Genomic DNA, 19,778 nt, shown 5'->3' on the forward strand with positions numbered 1-19,778 from the left:
CCACCGGCGGCTTCGTCGGCATCGGCGGTCTGGCTTTCCTGAACCTGCGCAACCTCGGCGCGGCCCGGACCCTGGTCCTGGTCGACGGCCGTCGCCACGTCGCCGGCGACCCGGGCGGCGCCTCGGTCGACGTCGACACCATCCCGAGCTCCCTGGTTCGCCGCGTGGAAGTCACCACCGGCGCGGGTTCGGCCCTGTACGGCGCCGACGCCGTGTCGGGCGTTGTCAACTTCATCATGCGCGATGACTACGAAGGCGTCGAAATGGACGCCGCCATCGGTCAGCTGGCGCAGAACACCTCGGCCTACAACAAGAAGCTCTCGCTGACCGCCGGCAAGAACTTCATGGACGGCCGCCTGAACATCTACGGTTACGCCGAGACCCAGCGCTCCGACGTGGTGTTCGACAAGGACCTGGCGATCTCGTGGGTTCGCAAGAACAGCCGCCTGGTGACCCTGGACGTCGACCCGACCAGCGCGGTCAACGACGGCGTCTTCGACGTGGATCGGCGCTTCAACCTGCGCACTCTGAACCGTCCTCTCGGCGGCGTTCTGGTGCTGGCCAACGGTACGCCCGGCAGCATTACGACCGATCCGGACATCCCGTACGGCGCCTGCGCCACCACCCAGGCGAACTCGGCCACCTTCTCGTCCAACTGCTTCGCCACCAATCCGGGCAAGACCTATCAGTTCCGCGCCGACGGCACGCCTTATCTGGCCGACTTCGGCGCCGGCCAGACGGCGGGCGCGGTCAACCGCGTCACCACGATCGGCGGCAGCGGCGACGCCCTGAGCGCGGTGGAGACCAACCGTCTGCCTAAGCAGAAGGCCGAGCGCTTCCAGGTGGGCCTGAACTTCGACGTCAAGGAAAACGTCAAGTTCTTCAGCGAACTGAAATATGTCGATGAAACCAACGTCGATATCTTCCAGCCGCACTTCGCCAACGTGAACATCCGCGCGTTCGGCCCGACCGAGTACTCCAACGACTACGGCGCGCTGACCTCGTTCACGATCGGCCTGGACAACGCCTACCTTCCGGGCGAGGTCCGCAACGCGATCCTCAACAACCAGCGCACCGTCTACGGCGCGCCGACCGCGACGGCGGGCAGCGCGGTCACGGGCACGGTCAATGACCGTCGCGCCCTGCTGCGCGTGTTCAGCTACGATCTGGGCTATCGCCCGTCGATCGCCGAGCGCAACACCACCCGCTTCGTCGGCGGCTTCCGCGGCGACTTCGACAAGCTGAGCTTCGTGAAGGATGTGTCCTGGGAGCTGGGCTACACCTACGGCAAGATGAAGGCCACCAACACCGAGCCGGAAACGATCGACGTCGAGCGCTACGCCTACTCGATCGACGCCGTGGTGGACACGGCCGGCGAGCTCGGCAAGGCCGGCGCCGTCGTCTGCCGCGTGCAGCTGCTGGCCAAGCGTGGCGTGCAGATCAAGAACCTGGACGGCGTCGCCTACGCGGCCAACGATCCGACCATCGCCGGCTGTAAGCCTTCGCGCGTGTTCGGCACCGGCGGTTTCGCGGACTCGAAGGATTACATCCTGACGAGCCTGGTCACCAAGGAGATGAACGAGCAGCACGACGTGCGCGGCTTCGCCTCGGGCAACCTGTGGGACTTCTGGGGCGCCGGCCCGATCGGCGTCGCCGTCGGCGGCGAGTACCGCAAGGAGCAGACCAGCGCGGACCTGACCGATTTCGGCACGCGAGTGCTTTTCGGCAACTCGGGCGGCGACCTGGCCAAGATCGGCTTCAGCGTCAAGGAAGGCTTCGGCGAACTTCGCGTGCCGCTGCTGAAGGACATGTTCCTGGCTGAGAATCTGGAAGTCAGCGGCAACTATCGCTACTCGGACTACTCGACCATCGGCACGACCAAGACCTGGGGCGTGAACGGTCAGTGGCGTCCGGTTCGCGACGTCGCGTTCCGCTTCACCTATGGCAAGTCGGTGCGCGCGCCGACTCTGGGCGAGCTGTATGACCCGCCGTTCGACACCTTCCCCAGCCTGACCGACCCGTGCTCGGCGCCGATCATCGCCGGCACCACCGACCCGCGCATCCGCGCCAACCGGATCAAGAACTGCGCGCTGCTCGGCATTCCGACCACCTATGTCGACCCGAACCCGAGCTTCTCGAACAACGGTAAGGACGGCAGCAACCCGAACCTGAAGGCCGAAAAGTCGACCAGCCACACCATCTCGGCGATCATCACGCCGCGCTGGACGCCGCGTCTGTCGATCGTGCTGGACTACTACGACATCAAGATCACCGACGCGATCTCGACCCTGTCGGCCCAGACCCTCGCCAACCTCTGCGTGGACGAGGATGTCCTGAACACGGCCGCCTGCGCCGCCGTTCCGCGTCGTCCGGCCTCGGCCGGGCCCGACGCCTACGAGATCGACGGCTTCACCCAAGGTCCGTTCAACTTCGCGGCCCTGCTGTCGCGCGGCATGGACTTCTCGATCAAGTACAACTTCGAGCCGGGCGACCTGTTCGGCGGCAAGGACTGGGGTCGTCTGGACCTGGGCGTGACGGGCAACTACCTGATCCGTCGTCAGGACTTCACCAACCCGACGGTCAAGGGCCTGGCCACCGATCTGGACACCACCACGAACAACCCGCGCGTCCGCTTCCGCACGACCGCGACCTGGAGCAAGGGCCCGCTCGCGCTGACCTGGCGCGCGGACTACCAGACCGCCCAGGAGCTGTTCAACTACCGCCTGGTCGGCGAGAACAAGGACTCGCGTGAGAAGGACTACTTCGACACCGGCAGCTTCCTGCAGCAGGACATCTCGTTCCGTTACGACGTGAGCGAGAAGGCCTATCTGCGCGGCGGCATCAACAACGTGTTCGACGCCGAGCCGAATGTGCAGACCGGCTTCGCGGACAACTTCGACCTCTTCGGTCGTCGGTTCCACCTGGGCGTCAATGTGCGCTTCTAGAAGCTGATCAAGCCGGGAGCGATCTTCGCGGTCGCTCCCGGTCGTCAGGCCGAGAAAAGAGGCCCGCCTTCCATGGGAGGCGGGCCTTTCTCATTCTGAGATGCGAAGACAAAAAGGGGCGGCCCTCGGCAGGCCGCCCCTTTTCTTTGCGCGAATGGTTTTGTTCAGGCCGTCTGCGCGACCAGGCCTTCCAGCACCCGACGCAGGTCGGCCTCGCGAAAGGGCTTCTGCAGCACGGCCGAGCCCTTGTGGTCTTCGCTGATGCCGGCCTCGCCATAGCCGCTGGCGAAGGCGAAGGGCACGCCCCGGGCGCGCAGGGCGTCGGCGACCGGGAAGATCGGGCGGCCGCCCAGGTTCACGTCCAGCAGGGCCGCGTCGATGTCCGCCGAGCCGGCCAGCTTCAAGGCCTCCTCGATCTCGGCGGCGGGGCCGACGACCGTGCAGCCAAGGTCGGTCAGCATGTCCTCGACCAGCATGGAAACGAGCGCTTCGTCTTCGACGACCAGCACCTTCAGGGACGACAGTGTCTTCATAGATCAGGGCTCCAGCGCGCGCAGGGGCAGCGCCATGTGGCAGACGAGTCCAGAGGCATCATAGGTCAGCTCGACCCCCCCGGATAGCTCTGCCGCAAGGCCGCGTTCAAGAAGCCGCGCGCCAAAGCCGCGGCGGGTGGGGGTCTTGACCGTCGGGCCGCCCCGCTCGGCCCAGGTCAGGCGCAGGAGATTGGGCTCGAGACGCCAGGAGACGATCACGCGGCCGTCCGGAACCGACCAGGCGCCGTACTTGACGGCGTTGGTCGCCAGCTCGTGGATCCCCATGCCCAGCGCCACCGCCGCCTTGGGATTGAGGCGCAGGTCCGACGCGTAGTCGAAGGTGACGCGATCCTCCCCGGCCATGGCGTGCAGCTCGCCATCGAACACCTCGCGCAGGCTGGCGCCTTCCCAGCTTTCGCGGGTCAAGAGGTCATGGGTGTGGGACAGGGCGATCAGGCGGGCTTCGAACGCCTCGCGGAAGAATTCGGGAGAGGCGTTGGAGCGCAAGGTCTGGGCCGCGATCGACTGCACCGTGGCCAGGCTGTTCTTGACCCGGTGGTTCAGCTCGTTGACCAGCAGCTTCTGGCGTTCCTCGGCGCGCTTGCGCTCGGTGATGTCCAGCGAGACCCCGGCCAGGCGCCGCACGCCGCCGTCGTCGGCGGTCTGTGCCGCGCGGCCCCGGGCGTGCAGCCAGCGCAGCTCGCCGTCGGCGGGCAGGATCACGCGGTATTCGACGTCATAGTCCGCGCCGTCGCGGATCGCGCTCTCGATCGCGGCCATGATGCGGGGACGGTCTTCGGGATGGATCGTGGCGATCAGGTCCGCGAAGGTGAAGGACTGGTCGGGGCGGCGGCCGTAGTTGGCCTTGCACAGGTCCGACGCTTCATAGGCCCGGGTGGCCACGTCCAGGTCCCAGGAACCCATGCGTCCGGAGTCCAGCGCGAACTTCAACCGCTCCTCGGCGCGACGCCGCTGGTCCAGCTCATCCAGGGCGGCGGCGTTGATCCTGATAGACTCGATGGTGACCGCCACCTGGGCGCCGAGGCCGACCAGCAGAGCCTCGTCGCGGGCCGTGAAGCGCCCGGGCTCGGGATCGCCGAAGAAGAGGCCGCCCAACACCGCGCCTTGGGGCGTGGTCACCGGAATCGCCAGGTAGCTGCGCACCGGCAGATGGCCGGGCGGCATGCCGCGCCGGGGCGCGTTGCGGCCATAGCGCGGGTCCTGGGTGATGTCGTCCGACCGCACCACGCCCGCGCCGTCGAAGGTGGGCGCGAAGACCTCGGTCTTGCGCGGCATCGGGAAGCTCGCGAACGCTTCGGGCGGCGCGCCGGACAGGCGATAGAGGGTGTAGGATTCTCCGTCCGCGCCCACGACATTGTAGAAGAACGCCCCATAGGCCGCGCCGATGATCTCGCGCGCGCCGTCGATCACCGCCTGGACGCAAGAGCCGACGTCGCTGCTGGAGGCCACCGACTGGGTGACGCGCGCCAGGGTCTCGGACTTACGGACTTCATCGGCCAGCGCGGCGCGCGCTTCGGCCAACTGCGCGCGCAAATCCGCTTCGGACCCGCCGCGAATGTCGGTCTTAGCCGCCGTGACCAATATGCCCCTCCAGTCTGGCCGCCCCTGACCAGCAATGGCGCAAAACGCGTGGGTGGGGATTCGGTTCCGCCGCCCTCAAATGATGGTCACAGACCGTCGTTCTCATTCAAGGGCGGGCTAATGCGTAAGGCGGTGATCTGGTTGCGTTGGCGACGCAGAACCTGGAAGCGATGGCCGTGGAATATGAAGGTCTGGCCCGGCTCGGGGATCATTTGAGCCTCGTGGATCACCAGGCCGGCGATCGTCACCGCCTCGCCCTCGGGCAGTCGCCAGTCCATGGCCCGGTTCAGGTCGCGCACGGGGACGTGGCCGTCGACATTGACCGAGCCGTCCTGCTGCTTGCGCACCCCGTCCAGGGTGGTGTCGTGCTCGTCGTCGATCTCGCCGACGATCTCCTCGAGGATGTCCTCCAGGGTCACCAAGCCCTGCAGCGCGCCGTACTCGTCGACAACGAGGGCGAAGTGGCTCTTGCGCTTGAGGAAGGCGTTGAGCTGGTCCTTGAGGTTGGTGGTGTCCGGGATGAACCACGGCTCGCGCAGGATGGCGGCGATGTCGAGGCCGTCGACGCCGGTCGGGCACTCGGCCAGGGCCTTCAGGAGATCGCGGGCGTGCAGCACCCCCACGATGTTGTCGGGCTCGTCGCGGTAAAGCGGGATTCGGGTGTGCTGGGCCTCCAGCACCTCCTCGACCAGCTCGCGGGCGGGCAGGGCGGCGTCCAGCAGGACCATCGACTTGCGGTGGACCATGATCTCCGAGACGTCCATGTCCGAGAGGTCCAGCACCCCGCCCAGCATCCGCCGGTCGTCGGTCTCCACCAGGCCTTCCGAGTGATGGTAATCGACCGCGCCGCGGATCTCCTCGTGGGCGGCCAGGACGTCGACGGCCATGTCCAGCTTCACGCCGAAGATCCGCAGGGCGCGGCGGACGATCCACTGGATGACATAGATCACCGGGCCAAACAGCCGCACGATCAGCAGGGTCGGCCCCGACAGCGCGCGCGCCACGTCGTCCGAGCGGATGATGGCGACGGTCTTGGGCAGCACCTCGGCGAAGACCAGCACCAGCACGGTCATGGCGGCGGTGGCGACCGCCACGCCCCAGGGGCCGGGTATCAGGGTGGTCAGCACCTGGGTCGCCAGGGCCGAGGCCAGGATGTTGATCAGGTTGTTGCCCAGCAGCACCGCGCCGATCATCGTCTCCTGGTCCGAGAGCAGCTTGTTGACCCGCCGCGCGGGCGCGTCGCCCTCGCGCTCCAGCTGGTGCATCCGCGCCCGACTGGCGCCCGTCATCGAGGTCTCCGCCGCCGAGAACAGCGCCGAGAGGGTCAACAGGGCGATGACGATGGGCGCGAGGCCGAGCAGGGCGGTGAGCATGGGAGTGTTTTAGGGCAAGGGGGCGGCGCGGGGGAGAGGCGTTGAGCTCAACGCGAAACGCCGCCCGGTCTTGCGACCGGACGGCGTCCGCTAGCCCTTCACGCAAACGACTTGGCGCAGCGTGTGGACGATATCGACCAGGTCGTTCTGGGCGGCCATGACCGCGTCGATGTCCTTGTAGGCCATCGGCGTTTCGTCGATCACGTCGGCGTCCTTCCGGCATTCGACGCCGGCGGTGGCCGCCTCGTGGTCGGCGATGGTGAAACGGCGCTTGGCCTCGTTACGGCTCATCGCCCGTCCGGCGCCGTGCGAGCACGTGCAGAACGAGTCCGGGTTGCCCCGGCCGCGCACGATGAACGACTTGGCGCCCATCGAGCCCGGGATGATGCCCAGCTCTCCGTCCTTGGCCGACACCGCGCCCTTCCGGGTCAGGTAGACGTCCTTGCCGAAGTGCTTCTCCCGCGACACGTAGTTGTGGTGACAGTTCACCGCATGCTCGGTCACGGTCAGGTCCGGGAACGTCCTCTTCAGCACGTTCAGCACCTGGTCCATCATCACTTCACGGTTGGCCAGGGCGTACTTCTGCGCCCAGGCCACCGCCCGCACGTAGTCGACGAAGCCGTCGCTGCCTTCGGCGAAGTAGGCCAGGTCCTCGTCCGGCAGGTTGATGAACCAGCGCCGCATCTCGTGCTTGGCCCGTTCGATGAAGTAGGTCCCGAACTTGTTGCCGACGCCCCGCGAACCTGAGTGCAGCATGACCCAGACGTCGCCAGCTTCGTCGATGCACAGCTCGACGAAGTGGTTGCCGGTGCCCAGCGTGCCCAGGTGGCCGTAGCCGCGCGGGTGAGCCGCCTTCGGGTTACGAGCGACGATGTCGTCGTATCCATCCTTCAGGGTCGCCCACTTCTCGGCAGCGATGGCCGGCGGCTCTGACTGCCAGGCGCCCTTGTCGTTGCGCCCGCCGTTGTCGGTCCGGCCATGCGGCACCGCGGCCTCGATGTCCGAGCGGACGCCGAACAGATTGTCCGGCAGGTGCTCAGCCCGGATCGAGGTGCGGACCGCCATCATGCCGCAGCCGATGTCGACGCCCACGGCCGCCGGGATGATCGCCTTGTAGGTCGGGATCACCGAGCCCACGGTCGCGCCCATCCCCCAATGCACGTCCGGCATCACCGCTACGTGCTTGTGGATGAACGGCAGGCTGGCGACGTTCCGCAGCTGCTTCAGCGCCGACTCCTCGATCGGCACGCCTTGGGTCCACGCCTTGATCGGCGCCCCATCGCTTTCGATGTGTGTGAAGCCGCTCATCGGCTTCTCCTTTCCAATCCGCCCCTCCTGGCGTCTTGGTCGAAGGCTTTCCCGCACAAACGAAGAACCCCTCCGGCCAGGCCAGGAGGGGTTCCTTCAGCTATCCCGAGTTCAGACGAACCCTAGACCGTGATCCCCTCCGACGCGCACGCGTTCGCACCCTCGACCTGGCGGTCGAGCATGTTGAACGTGGGCAGGTAGGCTAGGGCTTTGTGCGCCATGGTCCTCTTCCTTCGGGGGGCGAGCCAATACGCCGTTACGCGACTTCGCGCCAGACGGAGCGCGAAAGTTGTGGCCGATGTGTCTTTCGCGGCACAGATTCTTGTCCGGCGCCGCGGATATCCGCTCCTAGCCCCCCGGATGCAGCCCCGGCGCTTCCTGGCCCGTGCGGGCGACGTATTCGGTGTAGCCGCCGCCGTACTGGTGCACGCCCTCGGGCGTCAGCTCCAGCACGCGGTTCGACAGGGCCGCCAGGAAGTGGCGGTCGTGCGAGACGAACAGCATGGTGCCCTCGAAGTCCGCCAGCGAGGCCACCAGCATCTCCTTGGTCGCCATGTCGAGGTGGTTGGTCGGCTCGTCGAGCACGAGGAGATTGGGCGGGTCGAACAGCATCTTGGCCATGACCAGGCGGGCCTTCTCGCCCCCCGACAGCACCCGGCAGGGCTTTTCGACGTCGTCGCCCGAGAAGCCGAAGCAGCCGGCCAGGGTGCGCAGGGCGCCTTGGCCCGCCTGCGGGAACGAGCGCTCCAGCGACTCGAAGATCGTCTCCTCGCCGTCCAGCAGGTCCATGGAGTGCTGGGCGAAGTAGCCCATCTTCACGCTGGCCCCGATGGCGACCTTGCCCTGGTCGGGCTCGGTGGCGCCGGCCACCAGCTTCAGCAGGGTCGACTTGCCCGCGCCGTTGGCGCCCAGCACGGCCCAGCGCTCCTTGCGGCGAACCAGGAAGTCGAGGTCCTGGTAGATCGGCCGCTCGCCATAGCCCTTGTGGACGCCCTTCAGGCTGATCACGTCCTCGCCCGAGCGCGGGGGGCTCTGGAATTCGAACTGCACCGTCTGGCGGCGACGCGGGGCCTCGACGCGCTCGATCTTGTCCAGCTTCTTGACCCGGCTCTGCACCTGGGCGGCGTGCGAGGCGCGGGCCTTGAACTTCTCGATGAACTTGATCTCTTTGGCCAGCATCGCCTGCTGGCGCTCGTACTGCGCCTGGCGCTGGGCCTCGCTGAGCGCCCGCTGCTGGTCGTAGAAATCAAGGTCGCCCGAGTAGGTGATCAGCTGGCCGGCGTCGATTTCGATCACCTTACCGATGATGCGGTTCATGAAGGCGCGGTCGTGCGAGGTCATCAGCAGCGCGCCGTCGTAGTTCTTCAGGAAGGCTTCCAGCCAGATCAGGCTTTCCAGGTCCAGGTGGTTGCTGGGCTCGTCCAGCAGCATGGCGTCGGGACGCATCAAGAGGATGCGGGCCAGGGCCACGCGCATCTTCCAGCCGCCCGACAGCAGGCCGACGTCGCCGTCCATCCGCTCCTGGCTGAAGCTCAGGCCCGCCAGCACCTCGCGGGCGCGGGCCTCCAGCGCATAGCCGTCCAGCTCCTGGAAGCGCTCCAGCACCTCGCCATAGCGCTCCATGACCGCGTCCAGCTGGTCGGCCTGGTCCGGATCGACCATGGCCGCTTCCAGCGTCGCCATCTCCGCGGCCAGGGCGCTGACCGGGCCGACGCCGTCCATCACGGCGGCCACGGCGCTCTGGCCCGACATCTCGCCGACGTCCTGGCTGAAATAGCCGATCCGCGTGCCCGGATCGATCGAGACGATCCCGTCGTCGGGCTGCTCCTGCCCCGTGATCATGCGGAACAGAGTCGTCTTGCCGGCGCCGTTCGGGCCGACCAGTCCGACCTTCTCACCCTTCTGGATGCCCATCGAGGCTTCGATGAACAGAATCTGGTGGCCGTTCTGCTTGGAGATGTTGTCGAGGCGGATCATGGGCGGGCTGCTACCCCGGCTGGGCGCGGAACGCCAGTGTTAGAGCTGGCCGGCATTCGAAATCCCTCTCTCATGGAGAGAGGGAGGGGCCCGTCCCGGCGAAGGCCGGGATGGGAGGGTGAGTGGGTAGGGCCTATCGGGGGCGAGCGCTGGGGCGGGAGGCGGACGTGTGGCGTCAGCTATGGGGGGAAGTCGGACAGGCCGCAGGCCCCCACCGGACCATGCTTCGCATGGTCGTCCGCCCCCATAGGGGGCAGAAGGTGCGCTCCCTTCTTCCCCCTCCGGGGGAGGAGCGCCGAAGGCGCGGAGGGGGCAGGTGGGTCGAAAGCCGCCGTTAGCTTCTTCTAGCCGGCGCAGAAACCACTCACCCTCCCAAGCTTCGCTTGGGCCCCTCCCTCTCTCTAAGAGAGAGGGTTTCTAAACCGCCCCCTCGCTCAGCAGGAACGCCCGCAGCGCCTCGCGGTCTACGTCCTTGGCCACGAACGCGTCGCCGATGCCGCGCACGAGCACGAAGGTCAGCTTGCCGCCTTCGGCCTTCTTGTCCTGGCCGCAGTGGGCGACCAGGGCGTCGGCGTTGAAGGGCTCCTTGCGCACGTCGGCCAAGGTCGTCGGCAGGCCGGCGGCCTTGATCGCGGCTTCGGCGCGGGCGGCGTCCTGGCCCGAGCACAGGCCCTGGGCGGCCGAGAAGCGGAACGCTTGCGCCATGCCGACGCCGACGGCCTCGCCGTGCTTGAGCGCGTCGCCAAAGCCCATCTCGGCCTCGATCGCGTGGCCGAAGGTGTGGCCCAGGTTCAGCAGGGCGCGGCGGCCGGCTTCCTTCTCGTCCTCGGCGACGATCTCGGCCTTCATCTCGACCGAGCGGCCCACGGCGCGGACCAGGGCGTCGACGTCGCGGTCCAGCACCTTGGCGACGTTGGTCTCGAGCCACTCGAAGAAGGCGAAGTCGCCCAGCAGGCCGTACTTGATGATCTCGGCATAGCCGCAGGCCAGTTCGCGGGCGGGCAGGGTCGCCAGCACGTCGAGGTCGGCCAGAACCAGGCGCGGCTGGTGGAAGGCGCCGATCAGGTTCTTGCCGCGCGGGGTGTCGATCGCGGTCTTGCCGCCGACCGAGCTGTCGACCTGGGCCAGCAGGGTGGTCGGGACCTGCACGAAGTCGATGCCGCGCTTGTAGATCGCCGCCGCGAAGCCGGCGAGGTCGCCGACGACGCCGCCGCCGAACGCCACGATCTGGTCGCCGCGCTCCAGGTTCAAAGCGAGCAGGCGGTCGGAAAGGTCGGCGAGGCCCTCGAAGCTCTTGCTCTCTTCGCCGGGTGGGATGGCGATGACATCGACCGCGACGCCGGCCTTTTCCAGCGAGGCGGCCAGGCGCTCGCCGTGGTGCTCGCCGACGATCGTGTCCGTGACAATGGCGACGCGCTTGCGCTTGCCCAGCACCGGCGCGATCCGCTCGCCCGCCCGGTCGATCAGGCCCGGACCGATGACGACGTCATAGGCGCGCTCGCCCAGGCCCACGGGGACGGTGCGGATCATTCGGTGGGAACTCCTGGCGCCAGACGCTGGCGCAGCGCGGTCAGGATGGCGTCGACCGCCACCCCGTGCGGCGTGTCGCCGGTCTGGACGTGGACTTGCGCCTCGGCATAGGCGGGGTTGCGGACGCGGGCCAGCTCGGTCAGCACCGCCACCGGATCCTTGCCCTTCAGCAGGGGGCGGGTGTCCTTGCGCCCGACGCGGCGCGCCAGGAGCTCGATGTCGGCCTTCAGCCAGACCGAGATGGCCTTCTCGTTGATCAGGGCGCGGGTCTCGGCATTGACGAAGGCGCCGCCGCCGGTGGCCAGCACGTGTGGTGGCTCGTCCAGCAGCCGGGCGATCACCCGGCGCTCGCCGTCGCGGAAGGCGGCCTCGCCCAGCTCGGCGAAGATCTCCGAGATCGACCGACCGGCGGCGGCCTCGACCTCGTTGTCGGCGTCGCGGAAGGGCAGGTTCAGGGCCGTGGCCAGTCGGCGTCCCACGCTGGACTTGCCCACGCCCATCAGCCCGACCAGGACGATGGTCTTCTGGCGCAGCGGCGCCAGGTCGTCGGATGTAGCAGCGGACTCGGTCATGATGCGGTCGCGGGTTTACACGAGGCTGGGCCAAAGCCCAAGTTTGCGAGAACCCCGTCATGCGTCATAACCGCTCCATGATCTCGCCCCCGCGTTCCTCTCGCCTATTGATGCTGTCCAGCTCGCTCGTCCTGTCGCTTTCGGGAGCCGCGCGCGCCCAGGAAGAGGTCAAGGTCAAGACCCTGGCCGCGCCCGACTACTTCTCCGGCGCGGTCGCCGACACGGGCCTGCCGGGCGACCTCTGGAAGGAGACCGCCCCGGGGATCATGCGCGACGTGCTACCCAAGCTGGCGGGACCCAAGCCTTTGTCGCCCGCCTTCGCCAGCTTGGCGCGGCGGGCGCTGTCGACCGGATCGAACGGCCCGGCCGGAGTCGGCGACGACGTCGAGATGGGCGCGGCGCGGGGCCTGGCCTTGATCGCCCTGGGCGAGGCCAAGGGCGCGGACGCCATTCTCGACCGCGCCACCGGCGGCCCGGGCAGCTCGGCGATGTCGATGGCCCAGGCCGAAGCGGCCCTGATCAGCGGAAACGACGACAAGGCCTGCCAGGTCGAACAGGCCCTGACCGTCGATCGCGGCGCGGCCTACTGGCTGCGGCTGCGGGCCTTCTGCCAACTGAAGGCGGGCCAGACCGACGCCGCCCAACTGACCTTCCAGCTGGCGCAGCAGCAGACGAAAGACGCCGACTACGCCCGCCTGATGAGCGCGGCCCTGGCCGGGACGCCGCCCGGCGCGGCCAATCTGAAGAACGGGGTCAACTACGCCCTGTCGCGACGGCTGAGCCAAGACGTCCAGTCCGCAGCCGCTCTGGCCTCCGCCTCGCCGGCTCTTAAGCCCGTGGCGGCGGCGCCGATGGCGCAGGCCGCCGATATCGGTCACGACCTGACCGCCGCCGAGGCCTCGGACCTGGCCTTCCTGCGCCAGGCCAAGACCTTGCCGGCCTTCCTCGAGGCCGCCCGCGCCGCGGCCCCCTCGATCGCGGCCCTGGCCACGGCCGGCGGGCCGCTTCAGGATCCGGTGCTGTTGGCCCGCGCCGCCGTGGCGGCGGGCGATGTCGCGAGCGCCCAGGCCATTCGGGGCCGCCTGACCCAGGACGTCATTCCCGGCGCGACCGCCACGGATCTCGCCATCCTCGACGCTCTGATCGCGGCCGGCTCGGGCAAGGTCGACAACCAGGTGCTCGCCAACCTCGTCAGCCGCGGCGCGACCGGCAAGCCCGCTCAAACCGCGGCCGTGCTGCTGTCCAGCCTGGGCGGGACGATGGACGCCGACACGCGGACCCAGTTCGCGACCTTCGAACTTGGCAAACCGGCGGCCTCGGCCGCGCGGGTCCAGGTGCTGGAGGACGCCGCCGGGGCCAAGCGCAAGGGCGAGGCGGCGTTGCTGGCCCTGTCGCTGGCGCTGGACGCTGGCGCGAATGGCCCCGCGCCCGTCGACCGCGCCCGCATCGCCCACGCCCTGAACCGCGCCGGCCTGTCGGTGGACGCGCGGGTGGTGGTGGTCGAGGGCCTGCTCGGCCTCGCCTACGCCAAATGAGCGCGACCGCGTCCGGCTGGGTCGACGCGTTCCTGGAGATGATGGCCGTCGAGCGCGCGGCCGCCCGCAACACCCTGACCGCCTATGGCAAGGACCTGGAGGACGCCCGCGGCTTCCTGGGTCGCTCCGGGCGCGACCTCGACGACGCCGACGCCGAGGCCATCGAGGCCTATTTCCAGGACCTCGGCGCGCGGGGGATGTCGCCCGCCACCGCCGCCCGCCGCCGCTCGGCCGTGCGGCAGTTCTATCGCTTCGCCCTGGGCGAGGGCTGGCGGACCGACGATCCCTCCCGCCGCGTCGCCGCGCCGAAGGCCGGCCGGCCGCTGCCGAAGGTGCTGGAGCGCGAGGAGATCGAGCGCCTGCTGGCCGCCGCCACCGCCAAGGACAGCGCCCAGGGCCTGCGCCTGTCCTGCATCATCGAGCTGATCTACGCCTCGGGCCTGCGGATTTCCGAGCTGCTGGCCCTGCCGCTGTCGGCCCTGGCCCGCGATCCGGCCTACCTGATCGTCAAGGGCAAGGGCGGCAAGGAACGGCTGGCCCCGCTGAACGACGCGGCCCGCGCGGCGGTGAAGGTCTATCTCGCGGGGCGTCCGGCTTTCCTGCCGAAGGGCGCGAAGGACAGCCCCTGGCTGTTCCCCTCGCGCGGCGGCTCAGGCCGGCTGACGGCGCGGCGGGTGGGGCAGCTGCTGGACGACGCGGCGATCGCCGCCGGGATCGACCGGGAGAAGGTTAGCCCTCACGTCCTGCGCCACGCCTTCGCCACGCACCTCTTGGAAGGCGGCGCGGACCTGCGGGTGATCCAGACCCTGTTGGGCCACGCCGACATCGCCACGACGCAGATCTACACCCACGTCGCCGGCGAGCACCTGGCGCACGTCGTCCAGACCAAGCACCCGCTGGGACGGAAGAAGGGGTAGGGCGTCAGGCCTCAGGCTTAGCGCGCGCCACGATCCCGCGCGCCAACAGAACACCGCCGACAACGGCCAGCGGAATGACGACCGCGCCGGCTTGCAGGAAGCCCTTCCAGACATCAGCGGGCAGTCCCAGCGCGGACTCGCTCCAACCGCGCCCGATCCGGCCGACGGCGGCGGTCGGCAACGCGACCAGAAGATAGAGGATCAGCCCTCTAGACTTGGCCATCGCCTGTCCCAGCCCGCGCTCGCTTTTGGGCCTCATATTCTTTGAGAAACAGCGTGACCAGAATTTCGATCAAGACCAGTCCAGGCAAGGCGCGCCCCAGACCGATGAAGAACTCTCCCACAGCGGCTTCTATAGGATCGGCGTTTGGCGCTCCGATCTTGGCAAGCAGTATGATGAGCAGGCCAAGAAAGGCGCTGAGAAGAAAGGATTTGATCCAATCGCCCGTCGTTCTCTTCAGCAGCCTGGATTTCAGCGGCATGGCGCACCTTTGCCTTGATAGATCAAAGTCTGCATCCCTGGCGCGAGCGTCGTCAAGGTCTCGCCCATTGACCCGCCGCCCGCCCACCGCTTAGGAAAGCCCCCACGAAATCTACGGGTTTGCCTCTCTGGCCGCCCCATCCTGAAAGGCCCGCCATGTCGGACGAAACCCGCGACTCCAACGGCAATATCCTGGCCGACGGCGACACCGTCACCCTGATCAAGGACCTGAAGGTCAAGGGCTCGGGCGGCGTGACCCTGAAGCGCGGCACCGTGGTCCGCAAGATCCGCCTGACGGGCGATCCCGAAGAGATCGAGGCCAATGTCGACAAGGTCCGCGGCCTGGTGCTGCGGACGGAGTTCGTGAAGAAGGCGTAGGAGCGATTGATCCTCCCCCGCGATGCGGGGGAGGTGGCCCAGAGGGCCGGAGGGGGCCAGCTGGGCCGATGCCGCGCTCGCCCCCTCAGTCACTTCGTGACAGCTCCCCCGCATCGCGGGGGAGCATCTGCTCACTACCCCTCGTACGCAGCCTTGAGCGCGGCGACGTCGATCTTGACCATGCCCATCATCGCCTGGAACACGCGGGCGGCCGCCTCGCGGTCGGGGCCGGTGGTCATCTCCATCAGCTGGCGCGGGGTGACCTGCCAGGAGAGGCCGAAGCGGTCCTTCAGCCAGCCGCAGGCGACGCCCTGGCCGCCGTCGGCGGTGAGCGCGTCCCAGTAGCGGTCGACGTCATCCTGGCCGTCGCAATCGATCATCAGTGAGATCGCGTCGGTGAACGGGTGGCCCGGCCCGCCGTTCATGGCGATGTAGGCTTGGCCGTCCAGCTCGAAGTTGACCGTGATCACCGAGCCCGCCTTTGCGCCGGTGTGCGGCAGGTCGACGGGCAGGCCGTTGACGCTGACGATCCGCGAGTTCGGGAAAAGTGAGACGTAGAACCGCGCGGCCTCCTCGGCCTCCTTGTCGAACCACAGGAATGGGCTGATCTTGGACATGGGCTTCCTCCGTTACGGACCTAGGACGCGCAGGCCGTGAGGGTTCCGACAAGGAGCGCGTAAAATCGCGACTCGGGCCGATTGACTGTCTCGACGGGAAGATTGCCTGATCCTCCAGATCGGAGGCTGGAACCCTGGGCCTAGGGCGGCGTCGCCCTATCTGTTGGCCCGGTCCATCCAGACGAAGGAGCATCCCATGAAGACGCGTAAACTCGGCGACGGCCTCGAGGTGTCGGCCATCGGTCTCGGCTGCATGGGCATGGGCCAGGTGTACGGCACGGCGCTGGAGGCCGCCGACGCTCACAAGCTGCTGGCCCGCGCCGTCGAGCTGGGCGTGACCTTCTTCGACACCGCCGAGGTCTACGGCCCCTACACCAACGAGGTGCTGGTCGGCGAAGGTCTGAAGCCCTTCCGCGACAAGGTCGTGATCGCCACCAAGTTCGGCTTCGACATCGCGCCGGAAGGAACCGGCGAGGGCTTCTCGCGCATGCGCGGGACCGACAGCCGTCCCGAGCACATCCGCGCCGTGGCCGAGGCCTCGCTGAAGCGCCTGGGCGTCGAGGTGATCGACCTCTTCTACCAGCACCGCGTCGATCCCAACGTGCCGATCGAGGACGTGGCCGGGACGGTCAAGGACCTGATCGCCGAGGGCAAGGTCAAGCACTTCGGCCTGTCCGAAGCCGGCGCGGCGACCATCCGCAAGGCCCACGCCGTCCAGCCGGTCGCCGCCCTGCAGAGCGAATATTCGCTGTGGTTCCGCGAACTGGAGGCCGAGATCCTCCCGACCCTTCGCGAGCTGGGGATCGGCTTGGTGCCCTACAGCCCGCTGGGCCGCGGCTTCCTGACCGGCGCGCTAAAGAGCGACCTCGCCGACAACGACTTCCGCCGCAACCTGCCGCGCTTCCAGGGCGAGGCCCTCTCCAAGAACCTGTCGCTGGTCGAGGCGCTGACCCAGATCGCCGCCGAGAAGGGCGCGACGCCAGCCCAGCTGGCGCTCGCCTGGATCCTGCACCAGGGCGAGCACATCGCCCCGATCCCGGGCACCACCAAGATCGCTCGGCTCGAAGAGAACCTCGGCGCGGTCGATCTGGCGCTCTCGGCCGAAGACCTCGCTCGCATCGCCGCCGCCGTGCCGGAAACGGCGGTCGAGGGCGAACGCTATACGGCCGCCGGCCTGGCGATGGTTGGGCGGTAGGTGAACGCCCTCTCCCCTTGTGGGAGAGGGCGGCCCGCGCAGCGGGTCGGGTGAGGGGTCGCGCTCCGCTGTCCTGATAGGCCCTTCAACCCCTCATCCGTCAGCTTCGCTGACACCTTCTCCCGCAAGGGGAGAAGGAACGGGGACCGAGCTTGGGCATTGATGGCCTATGCTCTCGCTCATCCTCGACCTCTGCAACATCCTCGGCGGTTTCCTGCTGGCCATTGGCTTGCTGGTGCTGGCCCCGCGCATCGGCGACGATTTCGAACGGTTCGCGGCGCGGCTGGCGCGGTTCCGCTGGATCGTCGGGATCGCCGCCCTGGTCTGCGGCGGCTATTTCCTGATCGTCCATCTGACCAGCGGGCCGCATGTCTTCCACTTCGAGGTCGTCGGGATCGTGGTCGGCGTGCTGCTTCTGTGGGAGCGTCTGCGGGTCGGTCGGGCCCTGCCCGACAGCGCCGCGCGAGGCCCGGGTCTTCTGCTGGCCGTTTTCGGCGTGATCGCCATGATCGTCGGCGTGCAGGGCCTGTTCACGCCCGGCTGACGTGGCGCTTGATCGCTGTCGCAACCTAAGCCCACACTCCTCGCCATGGCCGACAACCCGCTCCGCACGCTCGACTCGTTCGAACTGATCAAGCTGGGCAAGGCGTCGGTGACGGTCGGCGGCCTGGCGGCGGGCGTGCTGATCGTCGGCGCCGCCCTCGTGGCCGCGCGGCTTACCTCGGCGGGCTTTCGTCGGCTGCGCGAGCGGGCGGCGGGCGACGCGGCCTCGCTTTACGCCGTCGAGAAGGTGGCGACCTATGGCCTGATCGTGATCGGCGTGGTCGTCGGCCTGTCGACCATGGGCCTGGACCTGACCTCGCTGACCGTGTTCGCCGGCGCCCTGGGCGTTGGGGTCGGCCTTGGCCTGCAGGGCGTGATCAAGGACTTCGCCTCGGGCGTTTCCCTGGTGTTCGAGCGGCTGGTGGCGGTCGGCGACTTCGTTGAGCTGCCCAATGGCGGGCGCGGCGTGGTGCACGAGATCGGCCCGCGCGCCACCCGCATCCGCACCAACGACAGCACCGACATCATCGTGCCGAACTCGGTGCTGGTGAACGACCAGGTGATCAACTGGACCCTGCGCGGCACCAACCGCCGCATCCGGGTGCCGTTCGTCACCGCCTTCGGCGTCGACAAGGAGAAGGTGCGCGAGGCGGTGCTCAAGGCCGCCAAGAGCGCGCCGTTTACCTCGCCCGACGACGCCACGCGCCGGGCCCAGGTCTGGCTGGTGGGCTATGGCGACAGCGCCCTGAAGTTCGAGCTGATCGTCTGGCCGACCGTCGAGGCTGTCCGCCGTCCCGCCGCGATCCACGCCGCCTATACCTGGCTGATCGACGACGCCCTGCGCGGGGCGGGGATCGAGATCCCCTATCCGCAACGGGATGTGCGTCTGCGCGGCCTGTTCGGCGAGGAGGGCGAGGACGCCCTGACCAGCCTGCGGCTCGAACCCGCCGCCCGCCGCCGCAAGGCCAAGGCGGTCAGGAGCGGCTCCAGCAACGACGCCGCCGCCGACCTCGAACGCGAGGATCCGGAAGAGGCGCCGCCACCGTCATCCCGACCTGAACGCTGATCATCTTGACGCGCCTGCTGCGTCGCCGCATGGTCTTCGCAATTGCGAAATGACCGCCCAGGAGGGCGGCGCGACAACACGGGGAGTGACCGGCATGAAGACGCCGCGCGGCTTTTTCAAACCCTTGGCGATCGGCGCGCCGACGCCCTATCGCGAGCTGCCCGCCCGCGTGGAGCGGATGATCCACTTCGTGCCGCCGCACCTGGAGAAGGTGCGCGCCAAGCTTCCCGAGATCGCGCCGACCGTCGACGTGATCCTCGCCAACCTCGAGGACGCCATCCCCGCCGACGCCAAGGGCGCGGCGCTGGCGGGTCTGGTCGCCATGTCGCGCGAGATCGACTTCAAGGCCCTGGGCGTCGGCTTCTGGACGCGGATCAACTGCCTGAACTCGCCCTGGCACCTGGATGAGGTCGCCACCATCGTCGAGAAGGCCGGCGACAAGATCGACGTGATCATGGTCCCCAAGGTCGAAGGGCCGTGGGACATCTTCTACATGGACCAGCTCTTGGCCTCGCTGGAGGCCAAGCACGGCGTCACCCGGCCGATCCTGCTGCACGCCATCCTGGAGACCGCCGAGGGCGTGATGAACGTCGAGGCGATCGCCGCCGCCAGTCCGCGTATGCAGGGGATCAGCCTGGGCCCCGCCGACCTCGCCGCCAGCCGGGCGATGAAGACGACCCGCGTGGGCGGTGGTCACCCCGGTTACCGGGTGATCGAGGACCCGCACGCCGATGGCTCGGCCCGCGTCTCGGTGCAGCAGGACCTCTGGCACTACACCTTCGCCAAGATGGTCGACGCCTGCGCCGCCCACGGGATCAAGCCGTTCTACGGCCCGTTCGGCGCCATCGACGACCCGGTCGCCTGCGAGCAGCAGTTCCGCAACGCCTTCCTGATGGGCTGCGCCGGCGCCTGGAGCCTGCACCCCAGCCAGATCGAGATCGCCAAGAAGGTCTTCAGCCCCGACCCGGCCGAGGTCGCCTTCGCCAAGAAGATCCTCGAGGCCATGCCCGACGGCACCGGCGTGGCGATGATCGACGGCAAGATGCAGGACGACGCGACCTGGAAGCAGGCCAAGGTGATGGTCGACTGCGCGCGGCAGATCGCGGCGAAGGACGCGGAGTATAAGGCGCTGTACGGGTTTTAGGGCTGAGAAGATGCTCCCCCGCGATGCGGGGGAGCTGTCGCGGAGCGACTGAGGGGGCGAGC

General features: G+C 68.4%; 18 protein-coding genes. 8 read left to right on the top strand and 10 right to left on the bottom strand.

Going from position 1 to position 19,778, the window contains the following annotated elements; translation table 11 throughout:
* A partial coding sequence (locus tag Q0379_RS20190) for a TonB-dependent receptor (protein ID WP_299015938.1) occupies positions 1-2,945 on the top strand: 2,945 nt, incomplete at its 5' end.
* A 164-nt stretch (positions 2,946-3,109) separates the two neighbouring features.
* Here the strand turns inward: Q0379_RS20190 and Q0379_RS20195 are convergent.
* The 7 genes from Q0379_RS20195 to Q0379_RS20225 all read right to left on the bottom strand — a co-directional run bounded on the left by Q0379_RS20195 (position 3,110) and on the right by Q0379_RS20225 (position 11,840).
* Positions 3,110-3,478, bottom strand: coding sequence for a response regulator (locus Q0379_RS20195; protein ID WP_099536578.1), 369 nt, complete (start codon positions 3,476-3,478; stop codon positions 3,110-3,112).
* Positions 3,479-3,481: 3 nt separating this feature from the next.
* Positions 3,482-5,080 carry an HWE histidine kinase domain-containing protein gene (locus Q0379_RS20200; protein WP_299015942.1) on the bottom strand — a complete coding sequence of 533 codons (1,599 nt, stop codon included), beginning with the start codon at positions 5,078-5,080 and terminating at the stop codon, positions 3,482-3,484.
* An 86-nt stretch (positions 5,081-5,166) separates the two neighbouring features.
* The gene (locus Q0379_RS20205) at positions 5,167-6,453 is read right to left on the bottom strand and encodes an HlyC/CorC family transporter (RefSeq protein WP_299015943.1); all 1,287 of its coding nucleotides are present in this window, start codon (positions 6,451-6,453) and stop codon (positions 5,167-5,169) included.
* A 90-nt stretch (positions 6,454-6,543) separates the two neighbouring features.
* Positions 6,544-7,761: an RtcB family protein gene (locus tag Q0379_RS20210; RefSeq protein ID WP_299015945.1), complete on the bottom strand. Its 1,218-nt coding sequence runs from the start codon at positions 7,759-7,761 to the stop codon at positions 6,544-6,546.
* Between the two features lie 348 nt (positions 7,762-8,109).
* Positions 8,110-9,738 carry an ABC-F family ATP-binding cassette domain-containing protein gene (locus tag Q0379_RS20215; RefSeq protein ID WP_299015948.1) on the bottom strand — a complete coding sequence of 543 codons (1,629 nt, stop codon included), beginning with the start codon at positions 9,736-9,738 and terminating at the stop codon, positions 8,110-8,112.
* A 417-nt stretch (positions 9,739-10,155) separates the two neighbouring features.
* The gene (gene aroB / locus Q0379_RS20220; protein WP_299015950.1) at positions 10,156-11,268 is read right to left on the bottom strand and encodes a 3-dehydroquinate synthase; all 1,113 of its coding nucleotides are present in this window, start codon (positions 11,266-11,268) and stop codon (positions 10,156-10,158) included.
* Complete coding sequence (locus tag Q0379_RS20225; protein WP_299015952.1) at positions 11,265-11,840, bottom strand: shikimate kinase; 576 nt, start codon at positions 11,838-11,840, stop codon at positions 11,265-11,267. Before Q0379_RS20225 ends, aroB begins: the two co-directional genes overlap by 4 nt.
* A 110-nt stretch (positions 11,841-11,950) precedes the next feature.
* Between Q0379_RS20225 and Q0379_RS20230 the strand changes: the two genes are divergently transcribed.
* A complete protein-coding gene (locus Q0379_RS20230) occupies positions 11,951-13,375 on the top strand; it encodes a hypothetical protein (RefSeq protein ID WP_299015955.1) in 1,425 nt (474 codons plus the stop codon).
* On the top strand, positions 13,372-14,292 hold the full coding sequence (locus Q0379_RS20235; RefSeq protein WP_299015958.1) for a tyrosine recombinase: 921 nt from the start codon (positions 13,372-13,374) through the stop codon (positions 14,290-14,292). Before Q0379_RS20230 ends, Q0379_RS20235 begins: the two co-directional genes overlap by 4 nt.
* A gap of 4 nt (positions 14,293-14,296) precedes the next feature.
* Here the strand turns inward: Q0379_RS20235 and Q0379_RS20240 are convergent, their stop codons facing one another.
* Positions 14,297-14,515: a hypothetical protein gene (locus Q0379_RS20240; protein WP_299015961.1), complete on the bottom strand. Its 219-nt coding sequence runs from the start codon at positions 14,513-14,515 to the stop codon at positions 14,297-14,299.
* Positions 14,502-14,774, bottom strand: coding sequence for a hypothetical protein (locus tag Q0379_RS20245; RefSeq protein WP_299015962.1), 273 nt, complete (start codon positions 14,772-14,774; stop codon positions 14,502-14,504). The genes Q0379_RS20240 and Q0379_RS20245 overlap by 14 nt, the downstream gene beginning before the upstream one ends.
* A 155-nt stretch (positions 14,775-14,929) precedes the next feature.
* Here Q0379_RS20245 and Q0379_RS20250 point away from each other — a divergent pair, with 155 nt between their 5' ends.
* Complete coding sequence (locus Q0379_RS20250) at positions 14,930-15,151, top strand: alkylphosphonate utilization protein (protein ID WP_066681534.1); 222 nt, start codon at positions 14,930-14,932, stop codon at positions 15,149-15,151.
* A gap of 134 nt (positions 15,152-15,285) precedes the next feature.
* Here the strand turns inward: Q0379_RS20250 and Q0379_RS20255 are convergent, their stop codons facing one another.
* On the bottom strand, positions 15,286-15,768 hold the full coding sequence (locus Q0379_RS20255; protein WP_299015966.1) for a VOC family protein: 483 nt from the start codon (positions 15,766-15,768) through the stop codon (positions 15,286-15,288).
* Between the two features lie 196 nt (positions 15,769-15,964).
* Between Q0379_RS20255 and Q0379_RS20260 the strand changes: the two genes are divergently transcribed.
* The 4 genes from Q0379_RS20260 (at position 15,965) to Q0379_RS20275 (ending at position 19,716) form a co-directional block, all read left to right on the top strand.
* The gene (locus Q0379_RS20260; protein WP_299015969.1) at positions 15,965-16,963 is read left to right on the top strand and encodes an aldo/keto reductase; all 999 of its coding nucleotides are present in this window, start codon (positions 15,965-15,967) and stop codon (positions 16,961-16,963) included.
* A gap of 169 nt (positions 16,964-17,132) precedes the next feature.
* Positions 17,133-17,507: a hypothetical protein gene (locus tag Q0379_RS20265; protein ID WP_299015972.1), complete on the top strand. Its 375-nt coding sequence runs from the start codon at positions 17,133-17,135 to the stop codon at positions 17,505-17,507.
* Positions 17,508-17,552: 45 nt separating this feature from the next.
* Positions 17,553-18,572: a mechanosensitive ion channel domain-containing protein gene (locus Q0379_RS20270; protein WP_299015975.1), complete on the top strand. Its 1,020-nt coding sequence runs from the start codon at positions 17,553-17,555 to the stop codon at positions 18,570-18,572.
* 85 nt (positions 18,573-18,657) lie between these two features.
* Positions 18,658-19,716, top strand: coding sequence for a CoA ester lyase (locus Q0379_RS20275; protein ID WP_299015979.1), 1,059 nt, complete (start codon positions 18,658-18,660; stop codon positions 19,714-19,716).
* Positions 19,717-19,778: the final 62 nt, after the last annotated feature.

The organism is uncultured Caulobacter sp. (assembly GCF_937900395.1).
GTDB lineage: Bacteria > Pseudomonadota > Alphaproteobacteria > Caulobacterales > Caulobacteraceae > Caulobacter.